The sequence below is a fragment of the Cupriavidus sp. 05N40 genome (genome assembly GCF_056397305.1).
In genome coordinates this window covers 14,619-32,586 of sequence record NZ_JBFTND010000064.1, presented here as the reverse complement: position 1 = coordinate 32,586, position 17,968 = coordinate 14,619, and the positions used below count along the sequence as shown (strand labels likewise).

The following is a 17,968-nucleotide window of genomic DNA, read 5'->3' as shown; positions in this document are numbered from 1 at the left end:
GCGTCTGGCTCACCCTGGAGCGCTGCATCTCCAGCATGGCGAAGCCATAGGTGATGGACGACAGCAGCAGGAAGGTGGTGTTGAGCGCCACCAGCGGCAGCTCGAACAGCTCCGCCCCGGTGGGTCCGCCGGCATAGTGCCGTCCCACCACGCCGTACACGGCGAACAGGCTGGCGAAGATGAGACAGTCGCTCATCAGGTAGAGCCAGAAGCCGAGCAGGGTGCCGTTCTGGGCATGCACCTCGGCGGTCTCGTAGAAGCGCAGTTGCGCCGCGCGCGGGGCTTCCGGCGCGCTCATGCGTTCCGGGCCGTAGGGAGTGGCGATATCAACCATGGCTGGCAAGCAGGCGCGAGCGCTCTGCCTCCGTGTGGACGACGGTATCGGCCGGGATGTAGTAGTCGCGCTTGTAGTTGAAGGTGTGCCCGATCGCGACCACCAGAAGGGTGACGAAGGTCAGCACCACGATCAGCCACATATGCCAGATCAGCGCAAAGCCCAGCAGCGTGCTCAGCCCCGCGAGAATGATGCCCGCGCTGGTGTTCTTCGGCATGTGGATGGGGATGAAGCCCTGCTGCGGGCGCTCGTAGCCGAGCTGCTTCATCTGCCACCAGGCATCGTTGTCGTGGATCACGGGCGTGAAGGCGAAGTTGTAGGCCGGCGGCGGCGAGGAAGTGGACCACTCCAGCGTGCGGCCGTTCCACGGGTCGCCGGTGGTGTCGCGCAGCGCTTCGCGGCGGCGGAAGCTGACGAACAGCTGGATCAGGAAGCAGCCGATGCCGCAGGCGATCAGCAGCGCGCCGAAGGCCGCGGCCTGGAACCAGATCTGCAGCGAGGCATCCTGGAAATGGTTCATGCGCCGGGTCACGCCCATCAGGCCGAGCACGTACAGCGGCATGAAGGCGACGTAGAAGCCGACCAGCCAGAACCAGAACGAGCACTTGCCCCAGAACGGGTCGAGCTTGAAGCCGAAGGCCTTGGGGAACCAGTAGCTGATCCCGGCCATCAGCCCGAACAGCACGCCGCCGATGATGACGTTGTGGAAGTGGGCGATCAGGAACAGGCTGTTGTGCAGCACGAAGTCGGCCGGCGGCACCGCCAGCAGCACGCCGGTCATGCCGCCGATCACGAAGGTCACCATGAAGCCGACCGTCCACAGCATCGGCACCTCGAAGCGGATGCGCCCGTGGTACATGGTGAACAGCCAGTTGAAGATCTTCGCCCCGGTCGGGATCGAGATGATCATGGTGGTGATGCCGAAGAACGAGTTGACGCTTGCCCCCGATCCCATGGTGAAGAAATGGTGCAGCCAGACCAGGTAGGACAGCACCGTGATCACCACCGTGGCGTACACCATCGACGCGTAGCCGAACAGGCGCTTGCCGCAGAAGGTGGACACCACCTCCGAGAAGATGCCGAAGGCGGGCAGCACCAGGATGTAGACCTCGGGGTGGCCCCAGATCCAGATCAGGTTGATATACATCATGGCGTTGCCGCCGAGGTCCGCCGTGAAGAAGTTGGTGCCGGTGTAGCGATCCAGCGCCAGCAGCGCCAGCACGGCGGTGAGCACCGGGAAGGCGGCGATGATCAGCACGTTGGTGCACAGCGAGGTCCAGGTGAAGATCGGCATCTTCATCAGCGTCATGCCGGGCGCGCGCATCTTGACGATGGTCACCAGCAGGTTGATGCCCGACAGCAGCGTGCCCAGCCCCGCCACCTGCAGCGACCATATGTAGTAGTCCACGCCCACGTCCGGGCTTTGCAGGATGCCGGACAGCGGCGGATAKGCCAGCCAGCCGGTGCGCGCGAACTCGCCGACGAACAGCGACATCATCACCAGCACGGCGCCGCCCACCGTCATCCAGAAACTGAAGTTGTTGAGGAAGGGGAAGGCCACGTCGCGCGCGCCGATCTGCAGCGGCACGACGAAGTTCATGAAGCCGGTGACCAGCGGCATGGCCACGAAGAAGATCATGATCACGCCGTGCGCGGTGAAGATCTGGTCGTAGTGATGCGGAGGCAGGTAGCCCAGCGTGTCGCCGAAGGCAACGGACTGCTGCAGCCGCATCATGACCGCATCGGCGAAGCCGCGCAGCAGCATGACGATGCCGAGCACGATATACATGATGCCGATCTTCTTGTGGTCGATGCTGGTGAACCACTCATGCCACAGGTAGCCCCAGGCGCGGAAGTAGGTCAGCGCGCCGACCAGCGCCAGCCCGCCGATCGCCACCGCCGCGAAGGTGGCCAGCAGGATGGGCTCGTGGTAGGGAATCGCCTCCCAGGTCAGGCGGCCGAATACCAACTGGGTCAGGTCGTGCTCGGGCATTGTCATCACCAGGCCCGCAGGGGCGTTGTTGCAGGATTCTTCTTCGGCGGGCGCGCCATGGCGTCAGCGCGTCACCGCGGCTGCGTTTTCGCCGGGCCCGCGCCGGTGGGATCGCCGGCGGTGCAGATCGCGCCAAGGGTCTCGCCGGAGCGCGTCAGCGACGCCAGGGCGTACCCCGAGGCGGGCCCCTGCTGCTCGCGGCGGGCATGCTTCGCGCTGTCGGGCATCATGTCCTTGATGCACGGCTTGCCCGCTTCCACGCAGCGGTTCAGGATGGCGCCATACAGGGCCGGGTCCACGCTGGCATAGCGGCGCACCGGTTCGCGCTCGCTGGGCTGCTCGAGCTTGAGGTAGGCATCCCGCGTGAGCGCGCCGCCGCCGGCCTTGGCTGCCTTGACCCAGCGGTCGAATTCCTCGTTGCTGACGCCGTGGAACTTGAAGTACATGCCGGAGAAGCCCGCGCCGCTGTAGTTGGCGGAGATGCCTTCGTACACGCCGGGCGCGTTGATCACGGCATGAAGCTTGGTCTCCATGCCCGGCATGGCATAGACCTGCCCGGCCAGCGCGGGAATGAAGAAGGAGTTCATCACCGTGGCGGCCGTGAGCTTGAAGCGGATGGGCTGGTCCACCGGCGCCACCAGTTCGTTGACCGTGGCAATGCCTTGGTCCGGATACAGGAACAGCCACTTCCAGTCCAGCGCCACCACTTCGACGGTGAGCGGTTCCAGGCCGGTGGGCACGCCGCGCTCGGCGTCGATGCGGGACAGGGGCTGGTACGGGTCGAGCTTGTGCGTGCTGACCCAGGTGATCGCGCCCAGCGCGATGATGATGAGCAGCGGCGCGGACCAGATCACCAGTTCCAGCAAGGTGGAATGGTCCCAGTCCGGTTCGTAGGTGGCTGCGCGGTTGGAGGCGCGGTAGCGCCAGGCGAACAGCAGCGTCAGGATGATCACCGGCACGATGATCAGCAGCATCAGGCCGGTTGAGATGATGATTAAATCACGCTGCCGGACCGCAAGGTCACCCGACGGGGCCAGCAGCACGGCATTGCAACCTGTCAACAGCAAGGCAGCCGAAAGTAGCAAGATCCCGCGCATGACGTAGCGGGATGGCACTATCCGATTACGCAAATGCATAGCCGTCCAAGTGATCGTTGGAACGCCGGTGGGCTGGCATGGGCACCATCATACTGCTAGAACTAAACTTTCGAGAACTGCATATTTTCCTATGGCACTGTAGTCAAAGAAGTGCCATTCTTAAAGGAGTGTGGCACTACGACAAGGCCTGATGATGTCCGGCATCACTCAACAGCACGACCCGTCGTCAGCACCCTCGGCCCGTGAGGCCGCGCACCACGCCCATGTCGCGCCCGGCGAGATCGCCACGGGGGTGGTCATCGGCAGGGCTTCCGAATACTTCGATTTCTTCGTCTACGGCATCGCCTCGGTGCTGGTCTTCCCGGCGGTATTCTTCCCCTTCGTCGGGCGCCTCGAAGGCCTGTTGCTTTCCTTCACCGTTTTCTCCTTCGCGTTTATCGCGCGCCCCTTCGGCACCACGCTGTTCATGGTGATACAGCGGCGCTGGGGCCGCGGTGTCAAGCTCACCGCCGCCCTGTTCGCGCTCGGCACGGCGACGGCCGGCATCGCCTTCCTGCCCGGCTACGACACCCTCGGGCGCGAGTCCATCATCCTGCTGGCGTTCTTCCGCATCCTCCAGGGCATCGGCTTCGGCGGCTCGTGGGATGGCCTGCCTTCGCTGCTGGCGCTCAACGCGCCGCCGCAGCGGCGCGGCTGGTATTCGATGATGGGCCAGCTCGGCGCGCCGATCGGCTTCCTGATCGCGGGATCGCTGTTCCTGTTCCTGCGCGCGAACCTGGAGATCGAGGAATTCCTCGAATGGGGCTGGCGCTATCCGTTCTACGTGGCCTTCGCCATCAACGTGGTGGCGCTGTTCGCGCGGCTGCGCCTGGTGGTGACGCAGGAGTACACGGAACTCCTCGACGAAGGCGAGCTGGAGCCGATCAGCCCCATCGAGATCGCGCGTGACCAGGGCTACAACCTCTTCCTCGGCGCCTTCGCCGCGCTGGCGAGCTATGCGTTGTTCCACCTGGTGACGGTGTTCCCGCTGTCGTGGGTGGCCTTGCATGGCACGCAGGATGTCAACGACGTGCTGGTCGTGCAGATCATCGGCGCGGGCATCGCCATGCTGGGCACCATTGCCTCGGGGGTGATCGCCGACCGCATCGGCCGGCGCACCACGCTCGGGCTGATGGCCACGCTGATCGCCATCTTCAGCCTGTTCGCGCCGTTCCTGATGGGCGGCGGCGCGGGGCGGCAGGATATCTTCATCCTGGTCGGCTTCGGGTTGCTGGGGCTGTCCTACGGGCAGGCCGCGGGCGCGGTCACCTCGAACTTCGAAAGGCGCTTCCGCTATACCGGCGCGGCGCTCACCTCGGACTTCGCGTGGCTGTTCGGTGCCGCCTTCGCGCCGCTGGTGGCGCTGGGGCTGTCGGTCGAATTCGGCCTGGTGGCCGTGAGCGTCTACCTGCTGTCCGGCGCCGCGTGCACGCTGCTGGCACTGCGCGTCAACCGCTCGCTCGCCTCGCGCGACTGACGGCCGGGGCCGCCCCCCAGCCACCATGCCTGCGCGCAGCTACTGCTGAACCCGGAATCCCAGCCCGGGCGACAATACGGTCGTCTCGCCATCGCGCRGCTCGACCGTCGACAGCGCGCCGTTCGACATCGATTCCCTGGCGAACTCGGCGATATTGCGCACGCGCGCGGCCGGCACGCCACAGGCGCTCAGCCGCGCTTCGACTTGCACCGCATCCGCATCGGCCAGCACCGCGCATAGCGCCGCCTTGAGCGCGGCCGGATCGCGCGAGCGTACGAACGCCGGCAGGCCGTCGCGTTGCAGCGGCGGGTCGAACAGCGCCGGATCGCAGGCCAGGTGCCCGAGTTCGAGCGCTTCGAGCAATGCCAGCAATTGCCCCGGCGTGTTCGCCCCGATCGCCAGCCAGCCGTCCCGCGTGCGGAAGAAATCCGCCGACGGGCTGCCCGAGTATCCCTGGTTGCCCACGCGCGGCGGCGTCGTGCCGCGCGTGAGCGCGTCGCAGCTCATCGGGTACATCAGCTGCATGCCCGCGCTGGCCATCGAGATATCGAGCAGCATGCCGCGGCCCGTGCGTTCGCTCTCGCGCACGCCCGCGAGGATGGCGAACGCCGCCAGCAGCCCCGTGGCGGAATCGATGACGGGAAAGCCGGTCTTGATGGGCGGATCGCCCTCGCTGCCCGCCATGCAGGCCATGCCGGTGGCCGCCTGCACCACGTGATCGTAGGCCGGCCTGCCACTCCACCCTGTCGCGCCGCGCCCGAATCCGGAGATGCTGCAATAGACCACGCGCGGATTGAGCGCGCGCACGGCCTCGAAGCCCAGGCCGAAACGCTCGAGCACGCCGGGCCGCAGGTTGTCGACGAACACATCGCAGCGGGCGGCGCGCGCCAGCGCCTCGCGCTTGCCCGCCTCGCTGGCGAGGTCGAGGCTGAGCGATGCCTTGCCCGCGTTGAGCGCGACGAAGGCCTCGCGACCGCGCTCGGTGCGGCGCATGACATCGCCGCCGTTGGTGTTCTCCACCTTGGTCACGTCGGCCCCGAGACGGGCCAGCAGGAAGGTGGCGAAGGGGCCCGCGATGACGTGCGAAAAGTCGAGTACGCCGATGCCGGCGAGCGGGGTGAAACCGGTGCCGGCGGTGCTGGAATTGGCGGAATTGCTGGAATTGCCGGAATTGCTGGTGGTGTCGGGCATGTCTGGTCTCACTGGAGGGTGATGCGGTTCTTGTCGATCACCTGCCGCATGCGTGCGGTTTCCTCGGCGACCAGGCGGGAGAACGATGCAGGCGTGGGGCTCGGCTCGACGCTCGCGCCGGTGTCCACGTAGAAGCGCCGCAGGCCGGGATCCGCGAGCGCGCGCAGCGTCGCCGCGTGCAGGCGCGCCACCAGCGGCGCGGGAAGGCCCGCTGGCGCCCAGATGCCGGTCCATGCATCGAGCGCGAGATCGCCACGGCCCAGCGCTTCATTCAGCGTGGGCACCTGCGGCAGGGCCGCGCTGCGCTGCGCCGAGGTCAGCGCGAGCGCGCGCACCTTGCCGTTGGCGATCTGCGGCACCGCGGTGGTCGCCACCGGAAAGCCGAACTGCGTATCGCCCTTGACCAGCGACGGCACGATCTCCACCGAGCCCTTGTAGGGGATGTGGAGCACGTCGATGCCGGTGGCCGCCGCGAACGCCGCGCCGCAGATATGCGCGGCCGAGYCGACGCCGCCCGAAGCGTAGTTCAGCGTGCCCGGCGCGCGCCGCGCGGCGGCGACGAGGTCCCCGACCGTGCGATAGGGCGAGGCCGCGCTGACGATCAGCACCGCCGGGCTCGAGCCCGTGCGCGTGACATGGGTGAACGCCGCCGGATCGAATTTCGCGCCCGGCTGCAGCAGCTTCTGCGCCACGTGGGTGGAGGCGCCCAGCAGCAGGGTATAGCCGTCGGGCTGCTGCTGCGCCACGAACTCCGCCGCCAGGATGCCGCCCGCGCCGACGCGGTTCTCCACCACGATGGGCCGTCCAAGCTCCCGGCCCAGCACCTCGGCCAGCTTGCGGGCCTGGATATCGGGGCCGCCGCCGGCGGCGTACGGCACCACCAGCCGCACCGGGCGGGATGGATAGCTGTCGGCGGCAAGCGCGCCGGCAGGCCTGCCGGCGGCCGCCGCGAGGGGCAGCGCCAGCAGGGACTTCAGCAGCAGGCGGCGCGGCCGGCGTGGGGGCTCTTGCATCTCGGGTCTCCTTCATGGTTTTGCCCGATTGTGGCCGTGCCGAGTCATTCTGGACAATTATCCAGATTTGAAGATCCCATCACGAATGGTTATGGCCACGATTCCCCGCAACACCGCTCCGTCCGCCGCCCAGCCCAACCGTATCGACCGCCTGCGCATCCGCCATCTGCGGCTGCTGGACCTGGTCGCGCGCTCCGGCTCGCTGACGGCCGCCGCCGGATCGCTGCATATCAGCCAGCCGGCCGTGACCAAGATGCTGCAGGAACTGGAACAGGCATTCGGCTGCACCCTGATCGAACGCACCACGCGTGGCGGCCGCCTGAGCGCCGCCGGCGAACGCGCGCTTGAACGCCTGCGCATCGCGCTGGGCGCGCTGGACGCCGCCGGCGAAGCGCTCGCCACGCGCCCGGAGCTGCCACTGGTCAGGATCGGCGTGCTGCCGCTGGTCGGTGTCAACGTGCTGCCGCGGCTGGTCGCCAAGCTCAGCCGGCAAGGCACACTGCCGCGCCTGCAGGTGCGCGAGCACACCGTCAGCGGCCTGCTCGCCATGCTCGCGCGCGGCGAACTCGACTGCGCGGTCGGGCGGCTCGGCACCGGCGACGCGGAACACGCGCAGGCGCAGGGCGCGCAAGGGCTGGACATCGCCCCGCTGTGGGACGAACACCTGGCCATCGCCTGCGCGCCCGACCATCCGCTCGCAAGGCGGCGCGAGGTCAGCCTGGCCGCGCTGCACGAAAGCCCGTGGATCCTGCCGCCGCGCGGCACCCATACACGCGAGATCTTCGAGCAGCCGTTCCTCGACGACGGACAACTGCCGCCGGTGCCGCATATCGAGTCGATGTCTTTCCACACCAGCCTGTCGATGGTCGCCGGTAGCGGCTTCCTGGCGGTGGTGCCGGACAGCGCGGCGCGGCACTACGGCGCCATGTCGATGGTGCGCAAGGTGCGCCTGCGCGCACCGTTCCCGTCCGGCCGGATGGTCTTCATCACGCCGCGCCATGCCGCGGCGGCATCATCCGCGTCCCCCGCCATCACGCCGGCCGTGGCACTGATCGCCAGGGCCCTGCGCGAAGACGCGGCGGCGTAGTACACGCGCGCATAGCCGCGGCAGGCCCGTGCGACTATCATATGCCTCGCAAACCACCCGCTCCCGGCCCGCAACGCGTATCCGCCCGCCAGGCCCGAAGCAGCCTCACCTAGCGACGCCATCCATGGACACAAACCCCGACACCCCCTCGCGCCCCCCCATGCGCGCCCTCACCCAGCTCGAGGGACGCGTGCTGGCCGTGCTGCTGGAAAAGCAGCACACCGTGCCCGACACCTACCCGCTCTCGCTCAACGCGCTTACCGCCGGCTGCAACCAGAAGACCGCGCGCGCGCCGGTGATGAACGCCAGCGAAGACGAAGTGCTTACCGCCATCGACGGCCTCAAGCGCCTGAGCCTGGTGATGGAAGGCAGCAGCAGCCGCGTGCCGCGCTTCGAGCAGAACATGAAGCGCGTGCTCAATATTCCCAGCCAGTCCGTCGCGCTGCTTGCCACGCTGCTGCTGCGCGGCCCGCAGACCGCAGCCGAGTTGCGCCTGAACAGCGCGCGCCTGCACGCCTTCGCCGATATCTCGTCGGTCGAGGTCTTCCTCGACGAACTCGCCAGCGCCGAGCCGCCGCGCGTAGTCAGGCTGGCTCGCGCGCCCGGCGGACGCGAGCACCGCTGGATGCATCTGCTGTGCGGCGAGGTCAGCGTGGACGATGCCGCCGGCGCGCAGGGCGCCACCGAGGAAGCCATCCCGCCCTCCGAGTTCGAGGCGATGAAGGCCGAGCAGAAGGAACTGGCCGGAAAGGTGGCTCGCCTGCAGGCCATGCTCGAGCAGATGGCGGGCGAACTTGGCATTACGCTCGACAAGAACGGCCTTTGACGCAGTCCCGATCGCGGAGCCCTTGCACATGACCGACCCCAAGGCAGCAGACCTTTCCCAGCCACGCTTCGAAACCGGCCGCCCTCTGCTGATCGCAGGCCAGGCAGGACGCTTCACGCTGGAGACCAACGGCGGCATCCCGGCACTCTGGCAGCGCTTCATTCCGCAGATCGGCAAGGTGCCGGGCCAGGTGGGCTACGTGACCTACGGCGTTTGCTGCAATCCGGACGGACACGGCGGCTTTGAATACATTGCCGGCGTGGAAGTGGGCAGCCTGGACGGCCTGCAGGAGGCGTACCGCTGCATCGAGCTCGCGGCGCAGCACTACGCGGTGTTCACGCATGCGGGGCCGCTTTCGACGCTGGTCCAGACCTGCCTGGCAATCTGGCAGAAGTGGCTGCCAGCGTCCGGACTGGAGACGGCATGCGCACCGGACTTCGAGCGCTACAGCGCGGATTTCGATCCGGCCGCGGGCACCGGCGTGGTGGAGGTCTGGGTGCCGCTCAAAGCGCGGCCGGCGGCGGCGGCCTGACCCGCGGATGCGCGGCGCGCGCCCTCGGGTCCTGCTGCCTCCTTGCCCCTGTAATGTAGAGACTAATGTAGAGACAACTGTCCTTTCGCCACGGATCTGGACGCGGTGGCCGTGACATTGCGCTGCGGAGTGCGGAAAACGCCCCCGCGGCAGGTATCGCATGCGGCGCGTGCGCAACACACGCGCAATCCGGCCTGCAGACGAAGTAGACTAGAAGTCCCTGAGTTTCGCGGACATTGCGCTGTCACGATACTGTCTTGCGGAACCGGACATAATCTGGCGACCAGAAACGTGGAGGATCCCGACAATGCGCGTGACGATTCGCACCATTACGATTCCGGGAGGCAAGGGCCGCGCGGCCCTGCACAAGGCTGTCGTGTACATGACCACGGAGCAGGAAGCGGCGCCGCTGATGACGAGCGAGTGGAGCCAGCGCGAGCCCGAAGCCTTCATGGCGGCCCAGACCTGGGCCCGGCGCAACACCTATATCGTGTCCAACCCCCGCACCGGCACGTTCTACGGCAGTCCCGCCGGCCGCTAGCCAGGCACCGGCCGAATCCCCCCGCCGCCGGCTGATGCGCCCCGCAGGGCGCGGTAAAGGCAGCCCGTGGCATGACGGCTGCTCGTCGTTCCGACGCAAGCGCCTTCCCTGCGCTTAGCCCTTCTCCCCCCGCCCCCGACTTGATACGCACCGAAGGCCATCTGCTTTCCCGCGTCCGTATCGGTGATCCGCCAGCCCGCGGATCGCGCCGGATCTTGCGGGCAAGGCAGGCTTGGCGTACGCTGCCAGCCCCGCATCCCGCCAGGAATTCCGTCATGCCCGCCCCCAAGTCCGCCAGTTCGCTCGTCTATTCCACCGAGCACGGCCGCATGTGCCCGGGCTGCGGCAATGCGCTGGCGGCCTGCACCTGCGGCAAGGCGCAAACGGTCGCGCAGGGCGACGGCATCGTGCGGGTATCGCGGGAAACCAAGGGCCGCAAGGGCAAGGGAGTGACGCTGGTGCGCGGCGTGGTGCTGGCGCCGCTGGCGCTGGCCCAGCTCGGCAAGGAGCTGAAGGCCGCTTGCGGATCGGGCGGCACCGTCAAGGACGGCGTGATCGAGATCCAGGGCGATCACTGCGACACCGTGATCGCGAAACTGCGCCAGCAAGGCATGACCGTCAAGCGCGCGGGCGGCTGAGCCCGCCGGTCCTGCCGCCGGCCTTAGCGGTTGCGCTGCTGGTAGCGGATGCTGCCGTCCGGCTGGCGCTGCGGCACCACCGGGTTGCGCGAATTGCACACCGGGCAGCGGAACAGCAGGCCCTGGCCTTCATCCTTGATCGTCACATCCGCCTCTTCCCAGCGCGTGCGGCACGATTGGTTCTGGCAAGTAAAAGACATCTTCATTCTCCGAGATAGGCGCGGATCGTAGCATGCTCGCAGCGGCTCGCCGCGCGCGGGTCTCCCATCGATCTCTCATGGGCCTGTCACGCAGGGCGCCGATATGACAGACTGGCGCCGGTACACGCACACCCAGGCACGAGGAACCAGACCATGCAATTCCCCGAAGGCAATGCAGGCAGCGTCGAGCGCATCGATCCCATCGTGGCCATGCCGGCCCTGCAGCTATCGCGCGAGCTACATGCGCGCAGGCTCTCCAGCCGCGAAGTCATGCACGCCTACCTGGAGCATATCGCGCGGGTGAACCCGGCGGTCAATGCCATCGTGGCGCTGCGCGAGCGCGAGGTGCTCCTGCAGGAAGCCGACGCCTGCGACCAGGCGCTCGCGCAAGGGCGCTCCGCCGGCTGGATGCACGGCATGCCGCAGGCCCCCAAGGACCTGGCGGCCACGCGCGGCATCCGCACCACCTTCGGCTCGCCCATCTTCCGCGACAACGTGCCCACGGCCGATGCCATCGTGGTCGAACGCGCGCGCGCCGCCGGCGCGGTGCTGATCGGCAAGACCAACACCCCCGAGTTCGGCCTGGGCTCGCACACCTTCAACCCGGTCTACGGGGCCACCCGCAACCCCTACGACACCAGCCGCAGCGCCGGTGGCAGCAGCGGCGGCGCCGCGGCCGCCCTCGCCATGCGCATGCTGCCGGTGGCCGACGGCAGCGACTTCGGCGGCTCGCTGCGCAACCCGGCCGGCTTCTGCAACGTGTACGGCATGCGCCCCTCGGCCGGGCGCGTGCCCTACGGCCCCGGCCCCGAGCTTTTCCTGCCGCAGCTTGGCACCGAAGGCCCGATGGCACGCACCGTGGCCGATCTCGCGCTGCTGCTCGCCACCCAGTCCGGCGCGGACGCGCGCACGCCGCAGGCGCTGCCGCAAGACCCCGAACTGGCCGCGCTGACGCCGGACAACGTCGCCGGCGCCCTGTCGGCGGACCTCAAAGGCAAGCGCGTGGCCTGGCTCGGCGACTGGGACGGCTACCTGCCGATGGAGGCCGGCATCCTGGCGCTGTGCGAAGACGCGCTCAAGGCCTTCCCCGCGTTCGGCGTGGCGGTGGAGGCCATCGCCGCGCCGTTCCCGCCCGCGCAGCTGTGGCAGGTCTGGCTGGCGCACCGTCACTTCCTGGTGGGCCACGGCCTGCTTCCCCACTACCAGGACCCGGCCCGGCGCGCCTTGCTCAAGCCCGAGGCAATCTGGGAAATCGAAGGCGCGCTCAAGCTCGGCGCCGCCGATATCCATGCCGCCAGCGTGGCGCGCAGCGCCTGGTACCAGGCGCTGCTCGGCGTGTTCGGGACGTTCGACTACATCGCGGTGCCAACGGCACAAGTGTTTCCCTTCGACGTAAACGCGACCTGGCCGAAGCAGATAGCGGGACGCGCGATGGATACGTATCACCGCTGGATGGAGGTGGTCTGTCCCTGGACGCTGTCGGGATGCCCGGTGGTCAGCTTGCCGGTGGGATTCGGCGCCGAGGGATTGCCGATGGGCATGCAGCTGATCGGCAGGCCGCGCGGCGATCTCTCCGTGCTGCGCGCCGCGCGCGCCTACGAGCAGGAGCGGGACTGGGTCGGCGGGCACTTGCCGCGCGCCTTGCTGGGGTAAGGGACACTGTCGAGACGATCGAAGTCATCGAAGCGAAGCTACCGAAGCGAAGTTATCGAAATGATCGACACCATCGGACGGCCGGCGGCTTCCCGCCCTTGCATTTGTTGACATTGCCCTCGTGCATCGCGCCTAGAATCCTGCGCTAATCACGAAGGGCATCCCTATGCGAACCGACCGAACCAGACTGCTGGGCTATCTCGCGCTGTGCATGGTGGCGTTCGCGCTGCTCACCGTGCTGTGCGTCACGCTGCAGGACGAAAACGAACGGCGCGCCGCGCGCAAGGTCCGGCAGATGGATGGCCGCGTTGCCGCACAGGCCGCGCAGGCCTCGCAGGGGCAGGAGCCGCGCACCGGCATGGCCACGGCGGCGCGCTGAGCCTGTCCCCCGAAGCCCGGCGGCTCAGGCGGGCAGCACGATCGTAAACGTCGCGCCCGCCCCGGCCGCGCTGGCCAGGCGCACCTCGCCGCCGTGCCGCTCCACCACCGTCTTCACGAACACCAGCCCCAGCCCGCTGCCAGCGGGCGCATCGCGCTCGTTGTCGCGCAGCCGCGCGAAGGGCTGGAACAGGCGGCCCTGGTCTTCCACGGCAATACCCCGGCCCTGGTCGGCCACGTCGATCGCCAGGCCCTGCGGCACGCGGTACAGCCTGACCGTGACCGTGCTGCGCGGCGGGCTGAACTTGATGGCGTTGCTCACCAGGTTGGCGATCGCGCGCACCAGCAGCACGGGCTCGGCCGTCACGATGGCCTGCTCTTCCTCCAACGCCAGGCGCAGCTCGATGCGCGCGGTGCTGGCCAGCGCCCACAACTCGTCGGTGGCGTCCAGCACCACGCCGGCGAGGTCGACCTCGATGAAGTTCAGGTGCGGCGCCTCGGCCCGGGCCAGGCGGATGAAGTCGTCGGCCAGCTCCAGCGTGCGGCTGGCGTAGTCACCGATGCGGGCCAGCAGCGCCGCTTGCGGCAGCGCGCGGCCGGCTTCGTGCTGCAGCTCGATCAGGGCGAGGATGGAGGCTTGCGGCGAGCGCATGTCGTGCGAGATGAAGCGCAGCGATTCCTCGCGGCGGCGCTCGGCCATGCGTACCTGGGTGATGTCGATTACGCTGATGATGAGGCCGGCCACGCCACCGGTGTCGCTGCGCAGCGGCGCGCCGCGCAGCAGCATGGGATGCTGGTCGCGCGCTTCCAGCTCCACGCCGGGCGGGGCCTGGACCGGCTGGGCCGGCGCGCTGTCGCCGCCGGGCCAGGCGCTGCGCAACTGTTCCCAGTAGTCGTGGCCGGCCTTGGGCTGCGCGAACACCTCGTCGATCATCTCGCCGATGCGCGGGCGCGGCGCCGCCGCATCGGCCAGCGTCGCAAGCGTGCGCGGCGCCAGCAGCAAGCCACGCCGGTTGGCCAGCAGCACGCGTCCGGCCGGATCGCAGATCACGGTGGCCTCGGGCAGGCCTTCCAGCCCGTCGGAGAGGAACTGCCGCAGGTCGCGCAGGCGCGTGGTCATGCGATAGACCGCCCGCATGCGCGTATCGAGGTTGCGGCCCCGCGCCCCGGCGGCCTCGCCCTCGTCCGTCTCCATCGCCAGCAGGCCGGGTTCCCGCTCCAGCTGCGCCAGTTCATCGGTGAGGAATTGCAGCGCCGCTTCCTGCCGGCGCCAGCTCCACAGCGGGTACAGCAGGGCGCAGCCCGCCATGGCGCTGACCGGCGCGAACCACAGGTGGCCGAGCACCACCAGCAGCAGGCTCGCACCCAGCGTGCCACCGAGCAGCCCCGCGGTCACCAGCAGCGCATTGCGCGGGGTAAGCATCAGCGCGGCCAGCGCCGCCAGCAGCACCGGCAGCAGCGTGCCGAGCCAGAACCATGGCGCCGGCAGGGCCACGATGGCGCTGTCGCGCTGGAGCGTCTGCATGGCATTGGCGATGATCTCCACGCCGCTCATGCCGTGGCCGTCGCGCGAGGCAGGAGTGGGGTACACATCGCCGAGTCCGCTGGCGGTGGCACCGACCAGCACGGCCTTGCCGTGGAAGAAGCCGGGCGGCAGCTTGCCGTCGAGCACGTCGAGCACCGGCACCTGGCGGAACGTGCCGGGCGGGCCGGCGAAAGGAATGCGCAAGCGATAGCGATGCAGCCAGCCATCGGCGTCCGGCGCATCCTGCTGCTGATCATGCCGGTAGCCGGACACGGGCCGCGGCGGACGGCCGAAGCCGACCATCGCGGCGGAAAAGTGATCGAGCAACTGGCCCGGCAGCCCTTCCTGAAGGAATACCTGGCGCGCGACGCCGTCCAGGTCCACCGCGATATTGATATGGCCCACCGCGCTGCCCAGGCCGGTCAGCGGATAGCGCACCTGCAGGCCGCCCTGCCCGGGCTCCGCCAGCGCGGGCAGCACCACGTTGCCGGCGCGCGCCATGCTCAGCGCCAGCGCGCGGTCGTCCCCGGGGTGCAGCAGGTCGGGCTCGGAGAGGATCACGTCGACACCGATCACGCGCGGCACGCCGGCGGCGATATGGTCGATCAGGCTGGCCAGCACGTGGCGCCGCCACGGCCAGCGGCCGATGGCGGAGATCCCGGGATCGTCGATGGCGACGATGACGATGTCGTCGCCGGGCGCGTGGTGCTGGGCCGCGACGGCAAGGTCGTAGACCGCCTTGTCGGCGCGCTCGCTCCAGCCGCGCACGGCGCAGGCCACCACCAGCGCCAGCACCGCCGCGCCCAGCAAGGCCCACTCGACCAGCGTGCGGCGCTGGTAGCCGGCCAGCAGACGCGCCTGCAGGCGGCCCAGCGTGCGGGCGCGCGCCGCCGGTTGCGCCAGTTCAGTCGGCACGGTTGAGCAGGCCTGCGCCGGTGCTCACCGGCTGGCCTTGTGCGTCGCGCACGTACTGCATCACTTCGATGCGCTGGGGCGGGGAAAAATGCGGCCCGGCGGCAGTGGCGGAAGTGGTGGCTGTGGCGGCGCCAGGGCTCTCGCGTCCCACGCGCACGAAGTAGCTGCCGCTGCCCGGGCGCGGCAGGCGCGCCTCGTTGGTCTCGCTGCGCACGTCCGCCACGATGCGGGTGAAAGCCGCGTCGGACGCCATCTGCAGCCGGTAGGCCTGGGCCGCGCCGCCTGCGCCACCGGCGGCCGCGGCCGGCCATGCGATGCGCAGGGTGTCGCCGCCATCGTCTTCCAGGCGCGGCTGCGGCGGCGACGGCTCCTGCGCGAACGCCACCGGCTCGCCCCAGGGCCCCGGCTGGCCGGCCGCATCGACGGACCGCACGCGCCACCACCAGCGCCCCGGCGCCAGCGGCCGGCTGGCCGCGGGCGCGGCCGCGCGCGCCTGCACGGCGCCCTGGCTGAAGTCCGCGTCGGCGGCCACCTCGAATTCGTACTGCGCGGCGCCGGCGACCTCGGCCCAGCTGAAGCGGGTTTCTTCGCCGTAGGCCGTGCCGTCGCGCTCGGGCGCGAGCGTGAACGGCGCCGGCGGACTGAGCCGCACCACCAGCGGCGCCACCGTGGCGGCACCGCCGAGCTGGCGCGCGTCCAGCGCGCTGACGCCCAGGTAGAGCGTGCCTTCGGGCAGGTCCTGCAGCCCGGCCTCGGCGCGACGCACCAGCTGCGAGGACAGCAGTTCCGTTTGCTCGGCATCGCGCGAGACCACCACCCGATAGGCRGCTGCCTTGTCCACCGGCGTCCAGCCAACCGTGACGCGGCTCGCCAGCAACGGCGACGGCAATGGCGACAGCGCCGGCGCGGGCAACAGCGCGGCCGGCCGCGCCAGCACGCCGGCGGCCGATACGCTGACGCCGTAGCCGGCCACCACGGCGGCCTGCTGGCCGCGCCGCGAGCGGGCCTGCACGCGGCCCTCCAGCACCGCGCCCTGGCTGGCGCCGTCCGCCGTGCCGACGCGAAAGCGCGTGCCACGCACGCCGGTCACCAGCGACGGCGTGCGGATCTCGTAGCGTCCCACGCCGGTGCCGCGCGGCGCCACGCGGGAATCCACCTCGCCCCGCCCGACGCCGATCACGGTGTCGGTCAGCCCGCTGCGTGCGAACACGCGCAGGCGCCGGACCTCCACCGCGGAGCCCGGCGGCACGCTGATACGCGAGCCATCGGCCAGTTCGATGGTGAGCGCGGCGCCGGCATCGGTTTCCAGGCGCGCGCCCTCGGCCAGCGTCATGCCGGCCTGCAGCGCGCGGCCATCGGCGCGCGCCGCGCCGGTGACGAACACCACGCGCGCGCTGCCGGCGGCAACCGGAATGCGCGCCAGCGGAATGCGCAGGCGCATGCCGGGCGGCAAGCGGTACGGGTCCGCCACCCGGTTCAGCGCCTGCAGCTCATGCCAGCCGCCGGGACTGTCCATGAACTGCCCGGCCACGCCGATCAGGGTGTCGCCCGGGCGCACCAGGTAGATGAAATCCGCGCCGTCCGCGCCCGCGGCCTGCGCCGCCACGCCGCCCGGCCAGCCCGCGGCGACAATCGCAAGCAAGCCGGCCAGCCCGGCCGCGCCCGTCGCCCCGAGCGCCTTGCCCACGCGCGGCATGCGATGGCCTTCCATGCCGCGCCCGATACTGCGCCGCGCACCGCCCGGCATGCCGCCGGCTACCATGTCTGACCACTTCATAGACTCAGTCTTCCTGCTTGTCGCCATCTGCCGTGGCCTCGAAGCGATAGCCATGCGAATACACCGAGGTCAGGCGCACGCCGTTCTCCGGCCGCAGCGCCAGCTTGATGCGCAGGCGCGAGATATGCGTGTCGAGCGTGCGCGAGCCCGCGCCGATGGCGCGGCCCCACACGGCCTGCTCCGCCACCTCGCGCGATACCAGGCGCCCCAGGTTGCGGAACAGGAACAGGGCCAGGTCGAACTCGCGCGGCGAGACCTCGGCCTTGGCGCCGCCCACTTCCACCGTGCGCGCCTGCGTGTCGACCCGGTAGCTGCCCACGTGGAGCACCGCGTTGTCCTGCTCTGCCTGCGGATAGGTGCGGCGCAGCAGCGCGGATACGCGCGCCACCAGTTCGGCGCGGCGGATCGGCTTGATCATGTAGTCGTCGGCACCCGCGCCCAGTCCCGCGACGATGTCCTCCTCCAGCGAGCGGCTGGTGAGAAACAGGATGGGCGGATTGCGCCCGGAGTTCTGCCGCACCCAGGTGACCACCTCGAAGCCGCTGGTATCGGGCAGTTGCCAGTCCACCACCAGCAGGTCGAACGACTTCTCGCGCAGCGCCCGCAGGAAACTGCCGCCACTGGCGAAGCATTCGCACTGATGGCCGGCCGAGTTCAGGATCTGCTGGATCAGCTCGGCCTGGCTCTTGTCGTCTTCCACCGAAGCTATTTTCATACCTACCTCTATACGCGCCGCGTGCGCCCGGCGCCGC

17 protein-coding genes are annotated in these 17,968 nt (G+C 69.5%); 8 read left to right on the top strand and 9 right to left on the bottom strand.

The window, feature by feature from the left end; translation table 11 throughout:
- The 3 genes from AC1DO7_RS16880 to cyoA form a co-directional block, all read right to left on the bottom strand.
- Positions 1-298 (bottom strand): cytochrome c oxidase subunit 3 family protein (locus AC1DO7_RS16880; protein ID WP_477116341.1); only part of this gene is annotated, 298 nt, incomplete at its 3' end.
- A 28-nt stretch (positions 299-326) separates the two neighbouring features.
- Positions 327-2,327, bottom strand: a complete 2,001-nt coding sequence (gene cyoB, locus AC1DO7_RS16875; protein WP_441643121.1) for a cytochrome o ubiquinol oxidase subunit I — start codon at positions 2,325-2,327, stop codon at positions 327-329.
- 71 nt (positions 2,328-2,398) lie between these two features.
- On the bottom strand, positions 2,399-3,424 hold the full coding sequence (gene cyoA, locus AC1DO7_RS16870) for a ubiquinol oxidase subunit II (RefSeq protein WP_441611998.1): 1,026 nt from the start codon (positions 3,422-3,424) through the stop codon (positions 2,399-2,401).
- Between the two features lie 193 nt (positions 3,425-3,617).
- Here cyoA and AC1DO7_RS16865 point away from each other — a divergent pair, with 193 nt between their 5' ends.
- Entirely contained in the window at positions 3,618-4,940 is a 1,323-nt protein-coding gene (locus AC1DO7_RS16865; protein WP_441612266.1) for an MFS transporter, read from the top strand.
- Between the two features lie 39 nt (positions 4,941-4,979).
- Here AC1DO7_RS16865 and AC1DO7_RS16860 read toward each other — a convergent pair whose 3' ends face one another.
- Both AC1DO7_RS16860 and AC1DO7_RS16855 read right to left on the bottom strand, forming a co-directional pair.
- Complete coding sequence (locus tag AC1DO7_RS16860) at positions 4,980-6,131, bottom strand: CoA transferase (RefSeq protein WP_477116340.1); 1,152 nt, start codon at positions 6,129-6,131, stop codon at positions 4,980-4,982.
- Positions 6,132-6,139: 8 nt separating this feature from the next.
- A complete protein-coding gene (locus AC1DO7_RS16855) occupies positions 6,140-7,144 on the bottom strand; it encodes a tripartite tricarboxylate transporter substrate binding protein (protein ID WP_477116339.1) in 1,005 nt (334 codons plus the stop codon).
- Positions 7,145-7,235: 91 nt separating this feature from the next.
- Here AC1DO7_RS16855 and AC1DO7_RS16850 point away from each other — a divergent pair, with 91 nt between their 5' ends.
- From AC1DO7_RS16850 to AC1DO7_RS16830, 5 genes are all read left to right on the top strand, one after another.
- Positions 7,236-8,231, top strand: a complete 996-nt coding sequence (locus AC1DO7_RS16850) for a LysR family transcriptional regulator (protein WP_441611995.1) — start codon at positions 7,236-7,238, stop codon at positions 8,229-8,231.
- A gap of 124 nt (positions 8,232-8,355) precedes the next feature.
- A complete protein-coding gene (locus AC1DO7_RS16845) occupies positions 8,356-9,057 on the top strand; it encodes a YceH family protein (RefSeq protein ID WP_441611994.1) in 702 nt (233 codons plus the stop codon).
- 28 nt (positions 9,058-9,085) lie between these two features.
- The gene (locus tag AC1DO7_RS16840) at positions 9,086-9,589 is read left to right on the top strand and encodes a GyrI-like domain-containing protein (RefSeq protein ID WP_441611993.1); all 504 of its coding nucleotides are present in this window, start codon (positions 9,086-9,088) and stop codon (positions 9,587-9,589) included.
- A 307-nt stretch (positions 9,590-9,896) separates the two neighbouring features.
- Positions 9,897-10,130: a CDP-diacylglycerol pyrophosphatase gene (locus AC1DO7_RS16835; protein ID WP_441611992.1), complete on the top strand. Its 234-nt coding sequence runs from the start codon at positions 9,897-9,899 to the stop codon at positions 10,128-10,130.
- Between the two features lie 275 nt (positions 10,131-10,405).
- Complete coding sequence (locus AC1DO7_RS16830) at positions 10,406-10,768, top strand: translation initiation factor Sui1 (protein ID WP_441611991.1); 363 nt, start codon at positions 10,406-10,408, stop codon at positions 10,766-10,768.
- Positions 10,769-10,791: 23 nt separating this feature from the next.
- On the opposite strand, the gene AC1DO7_RS16825 is transcribed toward AC1DO7_RS16830, so the two are convergent.
- The gene (locus tag AC1DO7_RS16825; RefSeq protein WP_441611990.1) at positions 10,792-10,968 is read right to left on the bottom strand and encodes a hypothetical protein; all 177 of its coding nucleotides are present in this window, start codon (positions 10,966-10,968) and stop codon (positions 10,792-10,794) included.
- A 153-nt stretch (positions 10,969-11,121) separates the two neighbouring features.
- Between AC1DO7_RS16825 and AC1DO7_RS16820 the strand changes: the two genes are divergently transcribed.
- On the top strand, positions 11,122-12,621 hold the full coding sequence (locus AC1DO7_RS16820; RefSeq protein WP_441611989.1) for an amidase: 1,500 nt from the start codon (positions 11,122-11,124) through the stop codon (positions 12,619-12,621).
- 166 nt (positions 12,622-12,787) lie between these two features.
- Positions 12,788-13,000: a hypothetical protein gene (locus AC1DO7_RS16815; protein WP_441611988.1), complete on the top strand. Its 213-nt coding sequence runs from the start codon at positions 12,788-12,790 to the stop codon at positions 12,998-13,000.
- A gap of 24 nt (positions 13,001-13,024) precedes the next feature.
- On the opposite strand, the gene AC1DO7_RS16810 is transcribed toward AC1DO7_RS16815, so the two are convergent.
- Genes AC1DO7_RS16810 through AC1DO7_RS16800 form a run of 3 tightly spaced genes read right to left on the bottom strand, consistent with a single transcriptional unit; the run spans position 13,025 to position 17,931 of the window.
- Entirely contained in the window at positions 13,025-15,439 is a 2,415-nt protein-coding gene (locus tag AC1DO7_RS16810; protein WP_441649953.1) for a CHASE2 domain-containing protein, read from the bottom strand.
- Entirely contained in the window at positions 15,429-17,216 is a 1,788-nt protein-coding gene (locus tag AC1DO7_RS16805; protein ID WP_441611986.1) for a FecR family protein, read from the bottom strand. Before AC1DO7_RS16805 ends, AC1DO7_RS16810 begins: the two co-directional genes overlap by 11 nt.
- A gap of 4 nt (positions 17,217-17,220) precedes the next feature.
- Complete coding sequence (locus tag AC1DO7_RS16800; RefSeq protein ID WP_441611985.1) at positions 17,221-17,931, bottom strand: response regulator transcription factor; 711 nt, start codon at positions 17,929-17,931, stop codon at positions 17,221-17,223.
- Positions 17,932-17,968 lie beyond the last annotated feature (37 nt).

What these genes read in the sequence shown, in the direction of transcription:
- cyoA (WP_441611998.1), bottom strand. Translation starts at nt 3,424, where the DNA reads ATGCGCGGGATCTTGCTACTTTCGGCTGCCTTGCTGTTGACAGGTTGC.
- AC1DO7_RS16865 (WP_441612266.1), top strand. Translation starts at nt 3,618, where the DNA reads ATGTCCGGCATCACTCAACAGCACGACCCGTCGTCAGCACCCTCGGCC.
- AC1DO7_RS16850 (WP_441611995.1), top strand. Translation starts at nt 7,236, where the DNA reads ATGGCCACGATTCCCCGCAACACCGCTCCGTCCGCCGCCCAGCCCAAC.
- AC1DO7_RS16845 (WP_441611994.1), top strand. Translation starts at nt 8,356, where the DNA reads ATGGACACAAACCCCGACACCCCCTCGCGCCCCCCCATGCGCGCCCTC.
- AC1DO7_RS16840 (WP_441611993.1), top strand. Translation starts at nt 9,086, where the DNA reads ATGACCGACCCCAAGGCAGCAGACCTTTCCCAGCCACGCTTCGAAACC.
- AC1DO7_RS16835 (WP_441611992.1), top strand. Translation starts at nt 9,897, where the DNA reads ATGCGCGTGACGATTCGCACCATTACGATTCCGGGAGGCAAGGGCCGC.
- AC1DO7_RS16830 (WP_441611991.1), top strand. Translation starts at nt 10,406, where the DNA reads ATGCCCGCCCCCAAGTCCGCCAGTTCGCTCGTCTATTCCACCGAGCAC.
- AC1DO7_RS16825 (WP_441611990.1), bottom strand. Translation starts at nt 10,968, where the DNA reads ATGTCTTTTACTTGCCAGAACCAATCGTGCCGCACGCGCTGGGAAGAG.
- AC1DO7_RS16820 (WP_441611989.1), top strand. Translation starts at nt 11,122, where the DNA reads ATGCAATTCCCCGAAGGCAATGCAGGCAGCGTCGAGCGCATCGATCCC.
- AC1DO7_RS16815 (WP_441611988.1), top strand. Translation starts at nt 12,788, where the DNA reads ATGCGAACCGACCGAACCAGACTGCTGGGCTATCTCGCGCTGTGCATG.
- AC1DO7_RS16800 (WP_441611985.1), bottom strand. Translation starts at nt 17,931, where the DNA reads ATGAAAATAGCTTCGGTGGAAGACGACAAGAGCCAGGCCGAGCTGATC.